Below are 15,821 nucleotides of genomic sequence, written 5' to 3'. Positions count from 1 at the left end.
AACCAGCTCACTAAACAAGCTGGTATTCTTTTGCTTTCATTAGCGAGTGATTACTCACTTCACAAACGTGGTGGGGTGGTTGTATGCAAGATGAACGGAATTGGAAATCGATAGTAAAAGAAAAGTTTTTATTGATCAGGGATCATTTTGCAGATCATTTGGGTATGGCAAGTACGATAGGAAATGATATAATTGCAAACAACTTTTGGCTATTTTTCATGGAGGAGAATAAATCATGCATCGTTTGTCAGAGAGAGAATGGCTAGCTTACAAGCAGAAAAACAAGGACCGTGCCCGCATGTTGATTTCATGCGAGGATAGAGCGGGGATTGTGGCAGCCGTCTCGAACTTTTTGTTTGCACAAGGCGCGAATATCGTCCAGTCGGATCAATATACAACAGACCCGGAAACGGGCCGTTTTTTCATGCGTATCGAGTTCGATCTGGTCAACCTGGCAGATCGCCTGGAGGGTCTGAAGGATGCGTTTTGGCCAATTGCTGAGAACTACGGGATGGAGTGGTACCTGGTAGAGGCGAAAAAGCGCAAGAAGGTTGCGATCTTTGTCTCCAAGGAGGACCACTGTCTGCTCGAGCTGCTGTGGCGCTGGAAATCAGGAGAGCTGCACGCAGATATCGCGGTCGTAATCAGCAATCATGAGGATATGAGAGAGACCGTTGAGTCCTTCGGCATTCCGTATCATTGCATTCCAGTGACCAAGGAGAACAAGGCCGAGGCGGAAGAAGCGCAATTGGCTGCGGCTCAGGGAGTAGATCTGATCATCCTGGCTCGCTACATGCAGATTCTGTCGCCGCGTTTTCTGGAGGATTACGCGATGCGCATCATCAACATCCATCACTCGTTTCTGCCTGCCTTTGTAGGAGCAAAGCCTTATGAGCAAGCATATCGTCGCGGTGTGAAGCTGATCGGGGCGACCGCTCACTACGTGACAGAAGAGCTGGATGCGGGTCCGATCATCGAGCAGGATGTTCAGCGCGTCAGCCATCAGGAAGATGTGGAGATGCTGAAGCAGCTCGGACGTCAGGTAGAGCGTACCGTACTGGCGCGTGCTGTCGGCTGGCATCTGGAGGACCGCGTGCTGGAATACGGGAACAAGACAATTGTTTTCCCATAAAAGATAGAGGACGAAATAGAGGGCATCCCGACAGCAGATTTGAACTGCTGAAGGGATGCCCTCTTTCAATATGGGGAGTTAAGGAGCCGAAAGCAGCATCTCCAAAAATCGGGTAACAGCAGGCAGAGGGGATCCATCTTCTTCGCGCAGGCAAAGATAGACCGGGCGCTTGATCTCGATATCAGGCAAATAGACACGGCCGACTTCTCCGCGCTCTACCAGCTCCCGCACAGCCAGCTCCGGAGCCAGCATCGTTCCATACCCGGCGCGTACCGACTGGATGGATTCCACGAGGCCGTGGTATTGCAAGCCGACCCTTGGAGGCTGGACTCCGTGGTGGCGAAAGAGCGAGAAGAGCCGCTCGCGGGAAGAGCTTCCTTGCTCACGAAGTAAAAAAGGCTCCTGAACAAGCTTGTCTAAGGTTACTTCCTGTCCTGCGAACGGATGGTGGGCTGGCACGATAAACCAAAAGAAGACATCCTTCAAATGATGGCGTCGAATCGGACGATCATCCCACGTCTCGTTGGTAATGATGGCCAGATCAGCCTGACAGCGAATCAGGCGTTCGATGGATTGCTGAGAGTTGCCGGTGCGAATCTCTACCTCGACCTGCTCATACTGCTGCTTATAGGAAGCCAGCCACTTGGGCAGCAGGTAAAGAGACGGTAAAAAAGTGGAAGCGATTCGCAATTTCCCGATGGTGCCTTGCTTGATTTGTGCCAGCTGCTCCTCAATTTCTTTTTCCCAGTCAAAGATCCGCTCGGCTTTTTCGAAGAGAAAACGCCCTTCATGCGTCAGGGCAATTCCGCGTCCCTGTGGCGTAAGCAAGACAAGATCCAGTTCTTGCTCCAGCTTGCGTATCTGTGCGGTTACAGCTGGCTGGCTGATCGACAGGGCATCGGCAGCGGCGGTGACACTGCCTTTGGAGGCGACTTCTATAAAAATTCGCAGTGCGTGCAGGTTCATCATTTTTCCCCATTCATAAGTATTGCTTATGAGTGATGCGCAAAGATGTATTGGATTTGATTCCTTCTTCTTTAGTACTGTATAGCATAGAATGCGGACGAAGCAAAGGAGAAGAGCCTGATCATGAAAGAAAGCTGCGGAAAGAAACAGGTGAGGGCGATAGCGTTGGTTACCGCCCTATGTCTCTTGGGAGATTCCATGCTGTACGTGGTTTTGCCGATTTATTGGCGAGAGATTGGATTGATGTCTCTGTTTGAGGTGGGAATCCTGCTTTCGGTGAATCGGCTGGTGCGCATCCCTCTGGGGCCTTTGATTGGAAAATGGTATGAACGCTCGGGAGTGCGAACGGGATTGATCATAGCCGTCATGCTGACATTAGCGACCACAGCCGGATATGCGCTGCAGGGGTTTTGGATTTGGCTTGTGCTGCGCTGTTTATGGGGGATTGCGTGGACCTTTCTGCGGTTAGGGGCGTACACGCTGATCATTTCGGTCTCCACTGAGCATAATCGCGGGCAATTGATGGGGATGTACAACGGATTGTATCGACTCGGAAGTCTGGGGGGGATGGTAGCTGGTGCCCTGCTGGTGGCGCAGTTTGGCATGCAGGCGACCTCGCTTTTATTTGCAGCACTGGTTTTACCTGCGTTGGCACTGATTTTTGTGTACATCCGTCAGTCCAATCCATCCGACGTAGAGGTGTCCTTTGCACCTCTGGCAGTCAAGACACCTGCGTGGAAAAAGGGAAGTGTGCTGGTGACTCTTATGAGTGGGCTTTTGCTTGCGATGGCCTATCAAGGAGTGTTTGCCTCCACGTTAAGCAGGCTGATCGAATTGCGTCAGCCTGTTACAGTGGTTGGGGGCATCGTGATCGGAGCCGCTGTCATGGCCAGTATATTCCAGGGCGCCCGATGGGGATGGGAGCCCTGGGCTGCTCCCTGGTTTGGAAGGCTTTCTGATGCTTATGGAAGAAAGCCATTGCTGGTTGGGACGATGTTTGCAGCAGGGCTTCTGTTTGGCTTGCTCCACACACCGATTAGCTTTGCCTGGTGGGTGCTCATGCTGCTCGGTATTCAGCTGACGGCTACGATTCTGACGACCTTGATGGATACCTGGGCAGCCGATGAAGCGTCCAAACAGCCGAACAGTACGGCGATGATGACTACGTACTCTGTCGTAACCGATATGGGTGCTGCACTGGGACCTTTGCTGGCCTATTGGATGGATGGCAGCTTTGGTCTGGACTTGATGTATGGCGGGATCGCCCTGGTCATGCTCTTGATGGGGATGGTCTGGCTGCGTGTCCGTGAGGCGAAAGCAATCAGTGTGAGCAATGCTCTCTGATGGTGGTGAGGACCTGCTCGATCGCATCTTCCTTTTCAGGACCGTGCAAAATCATGTGATTGGACTGCTCGTACCAGGTGACCTGGGTGGATTCTACGCTCCCTACGCTGTTTGCGAGTAAGGTGGCGCTGACAGCATGCACCGTGTCATCCCGCTTCGCCTGCAGCAGAACATACGGCACGGCCACCTGAGGCAGCAGAGGTTTGGTTTCCGAGAGCAAGCGGCGAAACTGGATCATGCTGCGAAACGGAATCCTTCTTATGCCAGACACATACCGGCGCGAGTGGGTACGGAAATCGGCTCGCAGATAGCGCATTGCCTGTTTGACATCCCAGTATTTATACGGTGCATTCAATGTAATCAGCAATTTGACCGGATACGTGGTTGCGATGTGGAAGGCAAGCAGCCCCCCCATCGAAAAACCGATGACCACGATGGTGTCAGCTCGCATGGAGAGACGTTTGTACGCTTCGTCAACGGAACGAATCCAGTCTTGTCGATTGCTTTTTGCCAGGTGACGGCGGGTCATCCCGTGTCCTTCCAGAGTCGGACATTCCACCTGGTACCCCGTCTCACGCAAACGCTTGGCCAGTGGGAGGATGTCATGGATATCTCCTGCAAAACCGTGAATGATGAGGCAACCGACTGTTTCGGACATGATGCGTCTCCTTTCAAGATGAGGGCGATGGTTCATTTCTGTATTATAGTACGATTGAAGAATGAAAAGCGATTCGCCACCTAAGTGGAAAAATAAGTAAAAAGCTGACTCATCGTGAGGATGAAGTCAGCTTTTGTTTTGTCTCATGCTTAGACGCCGATGGTTTTCAGATTCGGGGAAACAATCAGCTTGGGTTCGGTGCATGCCTGGATAGCTTCGGCAGTGAAGCCTTCAGCCACTTCCAGCAAGACCAGTCCATCTGGTGTTACATCCATGACAGCGCGATCCGTGATGATGCGGTTCACCACGTTTTTTCCTGTGAGAGGAAGAGCGCATTCGTTCAGAATTTTGGTTTCTCCGTGCTTGTTCACATGATCCATAATCACGACGATCTTCTTTGCGCCATGCACCAGATCCATCGCGCCACCCATGCCCTTGATCATTTTTCCTGGAATCATCCAGTTGGCCAGGTCGCCCTTTTCCGATACTTCCATCGCACCCAGAATCGCCAGGTCGATATGACCTCCGCGGATCATCGCAAAGGATTCGGCACTGGAGAAGTAAGCTGCGCCTGGAATGGCTGTCACGGTTTCTTTACCTGCATTGATCAGATCCGGGTCCAGCTCCTCTTCACTCGGATAAGGTCCAATTCCCAACAGACCGTTCTCGGATTGAAGCACGACGGTTTTTCCTTCCGGGATGTAGTTGGCTACCAGTGTCGGCATTCCAATACCTAGGTTTACATAGAAGCCATCTTCCACCTCTTGGGCGGCACGCATGGCGATTTGTTCACGAGTTAGCGACATCATCTGTTTCCTCCCTTGATTGAAATCTCTACGGCTAGGATTAGGAGCGGATTGTGCGCCGCTCGATACGTTTTTCAAAAGATGGAGCTTGAATCACGCGTTGGACATAAACGCTCGGGGTATGGATTTGATCCGGGTCCAGCTCGCCGGTTTCCACGATCTCTTCTACCTCAACGATCGTGATTTTGCCCGCTGCGGCCATCATCGGATTGAAGTTTTGCGCGGTTTTTCGGAAGACGAGATTGCCCATCTTGTCTGCTTTCCACGCCTTGACCAAAGCAAAATCACCTGTGATGGCATGCTCAAGCAAGTATTCCTTGCCGTTGAATGAACGCGTTTCTCTGCCTTCAGCCACTGGTGTACCTACGCCAGCAGGCGTATAAAAAGCAGGGATACCAGCACCGCCGGCACGAACGCGCTCTGCCAGTGTACCTTGAGGGGTTAATTCAACCTCCAGCTCGCCGGAGAGGAATTGCCGTTCAAACTCTTTGTTTTCTCCCACATAAGAAGAGACCATTTTTTTTATTTGTTTTTCCCGCAGCAAGAGGCCGAGACCCCAGTCGTCGACGCCGCAGTTGTTGGAGACGACAGTCAGGTTTTTTACCCCTTTGTCGCGCAGTGCGATAATCAGATTCTCGGGAATTCCTACGAGTCCAAATCCACCAACCAAGAGGGTGGCTCCATCGTGAATATCAGCCACAATGTCTGTGTATGAAGTGTAAATTTTTGCCAAAACGATCACTCCCACCATAAAAAGATGATGATAATGGAAAATGTGTAAGCGCTGACATTAGCCTTTTACAGCAACTACACGTTTTTTTCCTTCTCTCGTTATTATAAAGGTTCTGAGTTACAAAAGAGTGACAGTTTTCCCCGGCTAGAAAAAAGGAAGGAAATCGCGTTTTCCTTCCTGTTCAGACAGGCCTCTCAGTCAATGTATAAACAATTATAAAAAATAACTGAAAAATGATACAACTATCTCTTATTTCTGTAAAATATATTTTGTCAGTTATTTTATTATGATCATTTGTCATGGAAAAAGATAGAGAAGCCATACATGATGGCGCGGGGGTTGATAGCATGAAAAAGTGGATCAGTCTTTCGCTCGCGGCTTTGTTGCTGGTGGGCTGCCAAAAGCTGGAGGGGGAAATCGAGCAGCTCAAGCGAACTGAGGAAGAGACTGTGATGAAAGTAAAGACCGTGAATGCTTATACGGTAGCGAACAAGCGAGACGGACTAAAGCTGGAATTGTCCGGGGTACTGACTCCGCGTCAGGAGCTGTCTCTGTCGTTTGGCACCTCCGGCAAAATTGCCAGCATCCAGGTGCAAAAGGGGGCGTTCGTCCAGGCCGGGCAGACGTTGGCGATTCTGGATGGTGAGGTGTGGCAGCAGGAAATCAACGCTGCGCAGGGACAGGTAGCCAGCGCCAATATTCGGAGAAGCCAGGCCATCCAGGGACCCAAATCGCATGAGCTGGAAACACAGAAGCTACAGGTCGAGAAATCCAAGCAGTTGGCGGTAAAAGCGGCTGAGGATCATGCTCAGGCCAAGCTTTTGTATGACAACGGCGCCATCTCCAAGGATGAACTGGACCGACTGGCACTCGCCGAACGACAAGCCAAGCTCAGTCTGCAGGAAGAAGAAGTAGCCTACAACAAACTGTTGCAAGGAGCCGACCAGCTTGATATGCAGGCGGCCAATGTCAGTGTCCAGCAGGCAAATGTCCAGCTGAACCGGGCCAAACAGGAAGCGTCTGCAGCGGTATTAAAGGCGCCTTTTTCCGGTGTTATTGCAGCTATCTCCCAGACAGCTTCTGAACAAACGGGACCGGGCAGTGAGGTCATGCGTTTGGTTGACACGTCTTCGTGGCTGGTAAATCTGCAGGTTGAGGGAGAGCAGATTGCCAGCTGGCAGCAAGGAGCGAGCGTGACGGTTCGATCTGCTGACGGCACGCAAGCAGAAGGAAAAGTCACCTTTATCTCTCCCGTCATGGATCAGAAAACCGGTGCATATCCCGTCGAAGTGACGGTTACAGGCAGTGAAGTGAACTGGAAGGGCGGCATGAGCGTCACCTGCGAATATCCTTTGGAAGCGGACAATCTCCTGGTGGTTCCTGTCAATAGCGTCGGAGTTTCCGAAGAAGGTTACTACGTCATGAAGATCGTGGAGCAGGTTGTGAAAAAAGTACCGGTTGAAGTGGGAGCCATACACGGAACCTACTACGAGATCAAACAGGGACTCGAACAGGGAGACATGATCTTGGCATCAGGCCTCTCGTATGTCGTGGACGGCGAAGTGGTGAAGCTGGAAAATGAATAATCGGACGTTTTTATCCACAGTACCATCGCTGGCCCGCATCCTGGCTGTCCTCTGCATCCTGTTGTCCATCGGCGCATTCATGAAGATGGACATTCGCAAGTTTCCTGAACAGCCTGTTCCGGAATACACCATCCAAATGTCCGTCCCAGGGCTCTCTTCTATGGAGGTGGATCAGACGATCACGCTCCCGGTGGAGGCAGCGGTCCGTTCATTAGGAAGTTCGCTGAAAATAACAGCTGAATCAAGGCAAGGAATATCGACCCTAACTGTACAAACAACGGAAAGGCTGGGGTCAGATTACAGGGAACGGCTGGAAAAAAAGCTGAACGATGTAACCAAGCAGCTGCCAGTAAGAGAGTGGAGCATCAGACAGGACAATCTGGCCGATAGTCGCATCGGATATTTCTTGCTGCGCGGTGCAGATGTTCAGACGCTTTCCGATGTTGCCCAGTTTACCGTATATGAAAAGCTGATCAACCTCCCTGGTGTGGCTCGGATCGATTTGGACACCCAGGCAGCGAGGCAGCAAGTAGATATTCTTTTCCGTCCTTCTATGCTGCACGCCTATGGGCTTACTCCAGCAGATGTTCTAAATCAGTTGCCCGCTGAGGTCAAGGGTGATCAGATAGGGTCTATTGGCAGAGGAGTGGAACAGACAACGGTCCAATGGTACAGCGAGACAGAAGGGCCGTTCGGACTCGGCAAGCAGATGATTGAGACGCAGCAGGGTTTTGTACCCCTGAAGACGCTGGCAGATATTCGCGATCTGCGCGGCAGCAAGGGAGAGGAAGTGCCCGTCTATCGCGGGGAACCTGCAGTCGGAGTGACTCTGTACGCGGCGGAAACAGGACAGGTGCCGACGATGCGCTCGCAGATTCTCCAGGTAGTCGAGGAATTGAACGAAACTGCAGCCGGCATATACCAGCTAGATCTGGTAGAGGACAATATGGAGCCGCTTAGCCGTTCGCTCAGTCAGCTTACCTGGTTGGTTTTGCTGGCGACTGCACTCGTCGCGATTTCCCTCGGCTATATTCAAAAAAGCATAACGGTGGCTCTGCTTTCTTTTGTCGGCGTTCTGATGGCCACGGGCAGTCTGCTTGGCGGAATGTGGCTGGCGGGATTGCCGCTGACCTTGCCGACACTGGCGCCAGTCTGTCTGTTTGCGCTGCTTTATATCGGAGCAGGATCAGCATTGTTTTCACGCCTGTACAATCAATCTACTCTGACTGTCAGCTCCAGTCTACAGGCATCCTGGTCATTGACAAGACCGGTGCTGTTGACGCTTGTGATGCTTACGGCCTGCTGGTTCGGTGTCATGCTGACCGACTTTATTGAGGCAAAGGACAGAGTCGTCCTTCAGAGCGCCTGGCCGATCTTGTTGTTCGGTACGCTGGCTATGCTGCTCGTCTACAGCTTCATCCTTCCCGTGCTCGCTGGTACTTGGATCACAGAGCGCGAGGAGAGACTCGTCCGCACGGCGAAGCCACGGAATAAAGCGGCGGGCTACTTGCTCAATCGTTGGGAGAGCACCGTTAAAAAAGGCTATTTGACGTACGGGGTTACCCTGGCAGTCTCCCTATTTGTCACAGTACTGCTGCATTCCTTTGTTCTTGTCGATCCCTATGTGCACACAGCGGTAGACGAGAAGAAGCTTACCTTGGAAATGGTGCAGGGCAGCACGATCGATGATGCGATACGAGCCGCACAGATTGCTGAGGAGAGACTGCGCGGAATTTCCGAAGTGCGTGACGTGTATACCATCGCTACTCGTGACCGACTTGCCTTTACGCTGCAAATGAAGGACAAATACGAATGGACGCGTTCCCTGATCGAACTGGACAAGGAGTTGGATAAGCAATTGCGTGAGATTCCGGGGACTGATCCGTTTTTGCTTGTGGTGAACGACCGAATCAAATCTCGCATGGAGTTTACGGTAAAAGGCCCGTCAATCCAACCAGGGGAAGAGATCTCCAAAGAAATTCTCAATCTGATACTGCGCGTGACGACGCGGGATGACAAAGGTCGCGAGATTGTAACAGACGCCCGGATTGGAGAAGCTCGAAAGGGTACGTATCTCGATCTGCGCCCCAAGACTGACATGTTGACACGCTATCGGGTGACGGAAGCAGACATCAGACGCCAATTGGAGGGATACTTGGGCGAGCAGGCATTAGGAAGTGTCCACTGGAACGGCAAAAATGTAGCAGTGAACGCCCGTTTTCCTGAAAACTGGATGGACCACCCGGATCAGGTAAAACAGATCTTGATTCGCACACCGGAAGGCGCCGTCCCACTGGAGCAATTGGTTGACTGGTCGTATGGCGATCCGCAACCTGTCTACAACCGGGAAGATGGCTTGTACGTCTTCAAGATCAGCAGTGCAGTCTCTTCTCCGATGCGTCTCGATATCATGTCATCTACGATCCCTCTTCGTCTACAGAAGAGCATGTCGATTCCAGAAGGGTATACCATACTGAATGCGGATCAGCTAGAGAAGCTGGAAAAGGAGCTTGCGAGCAAAAACGATTTCAGTAGCCGTGTGATTGCTATCGTGGGTCTAGCCGTCAGTGTGCTCCTTGCCAGTCTGTTGCTGCAGAGAAGAACGAGGGATGGGATGTTTGGCATCGCCCTGCTGCCGCTCATCTCAGGGGCGGCCACATTGGGTCTGCTGGTCATGGACCATCCGCTGAATGTCATGGGCTTCTACGGAATTGCAGCCGCAGTGGCGATTATGGTTCAGCAGTCGTTGATTTATCTGGACCAAATCTTGGCTGATCGTACCTCGTCTACGGATATCTGGAAAGAGCTGTGTGCGAGTACGTCACGCGTGGCAGCCGGTCAAGCAGTCGTGTTTGCTGCTATTCTCATCGTCTGTCTGCCATTGGCCTCCGGTTGGCTGGTTGAGGGGAGCTTCGTCTCTTCCTTTACGAGCAGTCTGTTGTTTGGGGTGCTGCTGGCCGCCTTTACCACGATGGTGCTGCTTCCCGGTATGCAGTTTGCCGCTGAATGGAAACAGACGGTCAAAGGAGAGTGGTCTCTGCCGATCGTGATTCGTTCGTTGTGGAACTGGTGGGAGAACGAGCGTATTCGCCGTCAGGACAAAAAAGAAGCGATCCTTCGCTTGAAAAAGGCGAGAAGAGAAGCGCTGCAAGATTCCAAGCATACGCCCAGCAATAGGAAGAAGGAGTTGTCCCAGGAAGATTTCCTGCCAGTCTCCTCCTCTCTGGGTAAAGATGCTTAAAGGGGAGCGCCCAATCTGTATGGATTGGGTGCTTTTCGCATATAGAGGCGAAGCTGCATAAGATCATGTATGATATACACAGGAAAAAGCCAAAGGAGGTACAAGGTGCACAGATACGGAAAGCTCCTGCACATAACGCTTTTGATCGCCGTACTGGTCGGCTTGTACATCTCTTCTTCCCAACCGTATGCTGATCAGGACATGCGGGGGAAGATAGCGGAAATGGTAGATGAGAACAAGTGGGAAGCGCGATTTCAGGATGTGACGCTACAGTACGGCGGCAGAGAAGTGAGCGTTGAAGAAAAGGGAACAGCAGGCTTTATCGAGTTTTTAATGCGCAAGGGCATTCATTTTTGCACGTTTGCCTTTTTGGCCTACTGCTGGTACAGTGTGTTGCGTTACTGGATGTCTTTTGCAACCGCATTGCCGTGGAGTGCATTCTTGAGTCTCGGGACGGCTGTCTTGGACGAATGGCACCAGACCTTTACACCGGATCGGGTTGGAGCTGTCAATGACGTCCTGCTGGATGCCTCTGGTTCACTGTTCATGCTTGCGTGTATCGTGGTATCCAATATATGGCAAGTACGAAAATAGCGTAATAAAATGTAGGAAAAGTACCCATTCTAGGAAGTATTGTATGGTTAGCTGCATCGCTTAGTAAGAATAGGCTTTTCAGTATTTGAATTTCTCTGTTATACTAAGGTAATGAGGAATCTATTGGAGCCCCTCACCATTTTTCGGAAAAATTAAAAGGAGTGCAAACTGGATGGCAGTACAAGTGGGCAGCATCATCGAAGGAAAAGTGACAGCAATTAAACCGTTTGGGATGTTTGTAGCAATCAGTGAAACGGAACAAGGGCTGGTTCACATTTCCCAAGTAGCAAACGGTTTTGTAAAGGATATCAACGATCACTTTTCCGTGGGAGCACAAGTTAAGGTAAAAGTCCTCTCGATTGATGATGCAGGTAAAATCTCGCTTTCGGTTCGCGCCGCACTCCCAGCGCCTGAGCGTCCGGAACGCGAAGAGCGTCGTGGTGGTGGATATCGTGGAGGCGACCGCGGTGGGAACGCAAGACGAGATAACGCTGCTTCCTTTGAAGATAAGTTGAAGAAATGGCTGAAGCACAGCGAAGAAAATCTTGCGACGATTAACAAAAAGAACGCAAAACGTGGCTATTAAGCCTTGTCATAACGTAACAGACAAAGAGGACGGGATCACATCTCCGTCCTTTTTCTTTTGGGATGTATGTCCTGCTTTCTTTGTGAGTGGAGGACAAGCAGGCTACGGATACTAGGCAATGAATCACAGCGGAAAGGAGAGGAGAAGGTGTATACGAGTCACGAAGGGCTCACAGAGGTAGCGATCACGGCTGAAGAAGCTGTGATTCCCGGCGTATCCCTGTATACAGTGCATTACAGAAGTCAGGGATTGCAGGTCAAAGCTGCGCTGGCTGTTCCCGATATGGAGGAGAGCGCAGATGGGGAAAACAAGGGCTTGCCGGCATTGCTCTACTGTCGTGGAGGGATACGCGGAGTGGGACAGGTAAGGCCCGAGAGGATCAGCCAGATGGCGGCTTTTGGATATGTCGTACTGGCCCCTCACTATCGGGGCAATGAAGGCGGGGAAGGGCGCGATGAATTTGGTGGTGAGGATCGCCACGATGTTTTTTCGGCTTATGAGGTGCTGCGTCAGCTTCCCTACGTCAATCAGGAAAGGATCAGTGTGTACGGTTTTTCGCGGGGAGCGATCATGGCCTTGTTCGCTGCGATGGAGTGTCCCAATCTCTTGGCTGCGGTAGTCTGGGGAGGGGTCAGCGACCTATTATTGACCTATGAGGAGCGCGTAGATCTTCGGCGAATGCTGCGGCGTATCGTCGGTCACCCACACAAGCAGGTCGATGCATACCGCGAGCGAACTCCCCTGTATCGAGTGTCGGAGCTCACCTGCCCGGTGCTGATCATTCATGGTACGGAAGACGAGAACGTCAGTGTCGAGCATGCCCATCGTCTGGCGAATGCCCTGCAGGAGCACGGGAAGCCCCATGAAATATGGCTGGCAGAAGGTGCCAGCCATTTGTTCAAAAGTGATGATATAGAGATGTATACCAGACGCATGTTCGACTGGCTGGACCAGCAGGGAACGCGGCACCAGGACAAGGGATGAGACTTATATATTTTTCGGATGAAGGGGCAGAGCGATATCGATTTCTGTCCCTTGTCCGCGTTTGCTCTGGATGTTGATCTCTCCGCCGTGATTTTCTACCATCCTGCGTGATATGGGCAACCCCAGACCCGTACCTTCTTCCTTCAACGAGAAAAATGGATCAAAAATGCGTACCAAATATTCAGGTGCGATGCCTTCCCCTGTGTCTTTGACCACGATGTGAACGGTTTTTTCTTCCACACGGCTTTCAATAGTCAGGACACCGCCCTCTTCCATGGCCTCGATGCCGTTTTTCATCAGATTCAGCAAGATTTGCTTGAACTGTTCCACATCTACGTGAATATGTGTATCCGGGTCGCAGTGATCCATGATTTGAACACCGTGCAACATGGCCTCAGCCCGCATCAAAGGCAGGATCGAATGTAGCACATGGGTCAGCTTGACTTCTCGATAGTTGGGTAGGGACGGCTTGGACAGCATCAACAGCTCTGTCACAATCCGGTTTACCCGCTCGATTTCCTTCAGGATCAAAGGCACAAAATGAAGTTCCCGTTCCTCCTCGGACAAGCGCTGCTCCAGCAATTGAATGAACCCGTAAATGACAGTCAAAGGGTTGCGGATCTCGTGGGCAGCGCCTGCAGCCAATTGACCGACCATCGCCAGCTTCTCGGACTGATGGAGGTACTCCTGCACTTTTTCCTGCTCGGTTATATCGAGAAATGCAATCATCCAGCCTGTTTCCGCCTGTGGATGATGGTTGTGCAATGGAACGTAGGATACCAATGCTGTAAAAGGAGTGCAGTCCTGCTTGAACAGCGTCATTTTTCGATTCACAAACCACGAGGATTCTTCTGCGTCCAGAAGCGGCTCCGGTGATTCCTGATAGACGGGATACCCTTTTTCATCGAGTTTCACAAGATTTTTGGCCAGCTGGTTTACATGGATGTCGGCAGAAGGAGTGGGGCGCGTAATGATGCCCACCGGCAGCGAGTTGAGAATTTGCTCGCGCAGGTTTCTTTCTTCGGTCAGAACCAGCCGTTGTGCCTTGTCCTGTTCAAAGAGCGTAGCGATGTTGAGCGACATCTTGTTGATTTCATCCGCCAGCTCACGGAATTCATCCTGACTGGTGTAGACAATTTGCTGGCCGAATGTTCCGCTCGATACCTCACGAACCTGCCGTAGCAGGGATTGGATCGGCCGCAGCAGCTCCCTGCCGAAGTACAGGGTAGAGAAGGACCCGAATAGGATTGCGGCAACAGATACCGAGTAAGTAAGGATCAAGGAGACCTCGATGCTGTCTGTAGTCTGTTGAAACTCCTTGTTGGTCTGATACTCCAACTCGTCGAGCGAAAAGGAAAGGTTCCGCTCCAGCTGTTCGATGAGAGGCTGCACCTCATGGTTCAGGACATAGCTGACTGCTGTCACGTTATTCGCTTGCAAGAGAGGATCGATCTTGTTCATAAACAGAAAGTCCAGCTTGCGGATGGAATCGATGGTAGAGAACAGCCCGCTGTTCAGCTGGGTCGGCGCCACTGTTTCAAATCGGGAGCTGTCGATCAGATTGGTGTAATACTGGTCGAGATAGGATTCATCTCTGGTAGTCGTGTACATTTTCAGGGCGTACGATTTTTCGTACACCTGATTTTTTACTTCCAGAAGTGCACTGGTTTGCGGCAACAATGTCTGGGTCAAATACATTTCATCTGCAGTTACCTTTGTCATTTGATAGCTGAATAATGAGGTAACGCATCCAATCAACAGCATCATGACGAGATAGCTCAGCATCATTTTTTTCTGAAAACCCAGGTTGCGGAAGAGAGACATGATTTTTTACCCTCCATGCGGAACAGGCTGTTGAATGAGCTTACTCAACTCCTGATTGATTTCATCACGTATCTCCTGGGGGACCATTGGACCGAATGAACTAAAGCGGTTTACCCCTTCGGACAGTCCGTACATGACCTTTCCGTGCGGAAGTTTGCCCTGGATGAATTGTTCCATAATCGTGCGATAACATTCCCCGACATCCTGCACGAGCGAAGCGAGTACGTAGTCAGGAGCGATATATCGCTGGTCGGCGATGTATCCGATCGTATAGACTTTTGCGTTCTGTGCTTCTGTGATCACGTCCAGATTGAAGCTGTCTCCCGTGGTATAAATGACATCAACCCCTGAGGCAATCATCTCACGGGTAACCTCTACGGCTTTTGCATGGTCATTAAAATCTGGGACATACCCGACCGACACCGCAATAGAGGGGGAGACCCTTTTGACGCCCTCGCGAAATCCTTCGACCTGTGCGAATTCAGGTGGCTTGTTCACGAGAATATAGCCGACGTTACTAGATTTTGTCATTTTGGCAGCCAGCATGCCAACAAGGTGACCCGCTGGTTTCATGTCATAGCGAATGGTTGTCTGGTTTTCATGGGGAGCTTCACCATTAAAAGAGACAAAACGAGTCTGCGGATAATAGACGGCTACCTTCGTGAATGGCTCAGAAAAGATGACGCCGTGCCCAAGCAATAGATCATAGCCATTGGAGGCGAACTTCTGGGCGACATCAACAATTTCTTCAGGCTTCACATTGTTGGCGACTTCGAGTGAAAAGCCAAGCTTTTTCTGGAGCTCCGTCAAGCTTTCCAAGGCACTGCTGTTCCAGCCCTGGTCATAGGTGGGGCCTTCCAGCAGCAGGGCAACACGTATTTTATTGGATGAATGTCCATTCTGGTTAATCGATTGGATGTGCTTCATGCTGACGAGAAACTGGCTCGTGATGAGGATGAGCAGTCCTATAATCAAGCCGATAAACAGAGTGGGAAACGGTCGCAGTCCGGGCATGTACCATACCTCCTGTGACAAAAGACTCGACTCTTGCACCCAACAAGTTTACGAGAGCCATATGTACTACAATTAAATAGTTAGGGCAGGGTCAAAAGGTAATCATTTCGACTTGAATCAATTTCATAATTGCTCATCTTAAAAATATACAGACTGCCCCAATCTCTTCTTTATCCTTTTTTAAAAACTAAGCCGCGACTGGCTTCTTGTTTTCCAGTGCGTTACGAATCCGATCAGTGGCTAATTTAGCGGCATTATAAACAAGAGTTACCAAATCAAAATGAACTTTGGCCCTCTTCCCTGTGCGATAGCGTACGTTGTTCAGTTGGAAAAATTCTTTCAAATAGGCATTC

General features: G+C 50.9%; 13 protein-coding genes and 1 pseudogene. 7 read left to right on the top strand and 7 right to left on the bottom strand.

Annotation, left to right across the window (positions count from 1 at the left end):
• Positions 1 to 235: 235 nt before the first annotated feature.
• A complete protein-coding gene (gene purU, locus EDM52_RS15670) occupies positions 236 to 1,132 on the top strand; it encodes a formyltetrahydrofolate deformylase (protein ID WP_122909916.1) in 897 nt (298 codons plus the stop codon).
• Between the two features lie 78 nt (positions 1,133 to 1,210).
• On the opposite strand, the gene EDM52_RS15665 is transcribed toward purU, so the two are convergent.
• On the bottom strand, positions 1,211 to 2,098 hold the full coding sequence (locus EDM52_RS15665; protein ID WP_122909915.1) for a LysR family transcriptional regulator: 888 nt from the start codon (positions 2,096 to 2,098) through the stop codon (positions 1,211 to 1,213).
• Positions 2,099 to 2,221: 123 nt separating this feature from the next.
• Between EDM52_RS15665 and EDM52_RS15660 the strand changes: the two genes are divergently transcribed.
• Positions 2,222 to 3,442, top strand: a complete 1,221-nt coding sequence (locus EDM52_RS15660) for an MFS transporter (RefSeq protein ID WP_122909914.1) — start codon at positions 2,222 to 2,224, stop codon at positions 3,440 to 3,442.
• Here EDM52_RS15660 and EDM52_RS15655 read toward each other — a convergent pair.
• From EDM52_RS15655 to EDM52_RS15645, 3 genes are all read right to left on the bottom strand, one after another.
• Positions 3,420 to 4,100 carry an alpha/beta hydrolase gene (locus tag EDM52_RS15655; protein WP_122909913.1) on the bottom strand — a complete coding sequence of 227 codons (681 nt, stop codon included), beginning with the start codon at positions 4,098 to 4,100 and terminating at the stop codon, positions 3,420 to 3,422. The genes EDM52_RS15660 and EDM52_RS15655 overlap by 23 nt on opposite strands.
• 149 nt (positions 4,101 to 4,249) lie before the next feature.
• Positions 4,250 to 4,906 (bottom strand): CoA transferase subunit B, encoded by a 657-nt coding sequence (locus EDM52_RS15650; protein WP_122909912.1) that lies wholly within the window; start codon positions 4,904 to 4,906, stop codon positions 4,250 to 4,252.
• Positions 4,907 to 4,946: 40 nt separating this feature from the next.
• Entirely contained in the window at positions 4,947 to 5,639 is a 693-nt protein-coding gene (locus EDM52_RS15645) for a CoA transferase subunit A (RefSeq protein ID WP_122909911.1), read from the bottom strand.
• Between the two features lie 347 nt (positions 5,640 to 5,986).
• On the opposite strand from EDM52_RS15645, the gene EDM52_RS15640 reads away from it, so the two are divergent.
• The 5 genes from EDM52_RS15640 to EDM52_RS15620 all read left to right on the top strand — a co-directional run bounded on the left by EDM52_RS15640 (position 5,987) and on the right by EDM52_RS15620 (position 12,630).
• Positions 5,987 to 7,225 (top strand): efflux RND transporter periplasmic adaptor subunit, encoded by a 1,239-nt coding sequence (locus EDM52_RS15640; RefSeq protein WP_122909910.1) that lies wholly within the window; start codon positions 5,987 to 5,989, stop codon positions 7,223 to 7,225.
• Positions 7,218 to 10,466 carry an efflux RND transporter permease subunit gene (locus EDM52_RS15635; protein WP_122909909.1) on the top strand — a complete coding sequence of 1,083 codons (3,249 nt, stop codon included), beginning with the start codon at positions 7,218 to 7,220 and terminating at the stop codon, positions 10,464 to 10,466. The genes EDM52_RS15640 and EDM52_RS15635 overlap by 8 nt, the downstream gene beginning before the upstream one ends.
• A 105-nt stretch (positions 10,467 to 10,571) precedes the next feature.
• A complete protein-coding gene (locus EDM52_RS15630; protein WP_245996999.1) occupies positions 10,572 to 11,060 on the top strand; it encodes a VanZ family protein in 489 nt (162 codons plus the stop codon).
• A 172-nt stretch (positions 11,061 to 11,232) separates the two neighbouring features.
• Positions 11,233 to 11,646, top strand: a complete 414-nt coding sequence (locus EDM52_RS15625) for a S1 RNA-binding domain-containing protein (RefSeq protein ID WP_122909907.1) — start codon at positions 11,233 to 11,235, stop codon at positions 11,644 to 11,646.
• A gap of 147 nt (positions 11,647 to 11,793) precedes the next feature.
• Positions 11,794 to 12,630 carry an alpha/beta hydrolase family protein gene (locus EDM52_RS15620; protein ID WP_245996996.1) on the top strand — a complete coding sequence of 279 codons (837 nt, stop codon included), beginning with the start codon at positions 11,794 to 11,796 and terminating at the stop codon, positions 12,628 to 12,630.
• Positions 12,631 to 12,633: 3 nt separating this feature from the next.
• On the opposite strand, the gene EDM52_RS15615 is transcribed toward EDM52_RS15620, so the two are convergent.
• The 3 genes and pseudogenes from EDM52_RS15615 to EDM52_RS15605 form a co-directional block, all read right to left on the bottom strand.
• Positions 12,634 to 14,454 carry a sensor histidine kinase gene (locus EDM52_RS15615; protein WP_122909905.1) on the bottom strand — a complete coding sequence of 607 codons (1,821 nt, stop codon included), beginning with the start codon at positions 14,452 to 14,454 and terminating at the stop codon, positions 12,634 to 12,636.
• Positions 14,455 to 14,460: 6 nt separating this feature from the next.
• Positions 14,461 to 15,468: a BMP family ABC transporter substrate-binding protein gene (locus EDM52_RS15610; protein ID WP_122909904.1), complete on the bottom strand. Its 1,008-nt coding sequence runs from the start codon at positions 15,466 to 15,468 to the stop codon at positions 14,461 to 14,463.
• A gap of 187 nt (positions 15,469 to 15,655) precedes the next feature.
• A pseudogene (locus EDM52_RS15605) lies at positions 15,656 to 15,821 on the bottom strand (IS5/IS1182 family transposase); the annotation flags it as partial.

Origin of the sequence: Brevibacillus invocatus, assembly GCF_003710915.1 — a bacterium.
Classification (GTDB): domain Bacteria; phylum Bacillota; class Bacilli; order Brevibacillales; family Brevibacillaceae; genus Brevibacillus; species Brevibacillus invocatus.
Note: the sequence above shows the minus strand (reverse complement) of the source record. Positions and strands in the feature narration are given on the sequence as shown.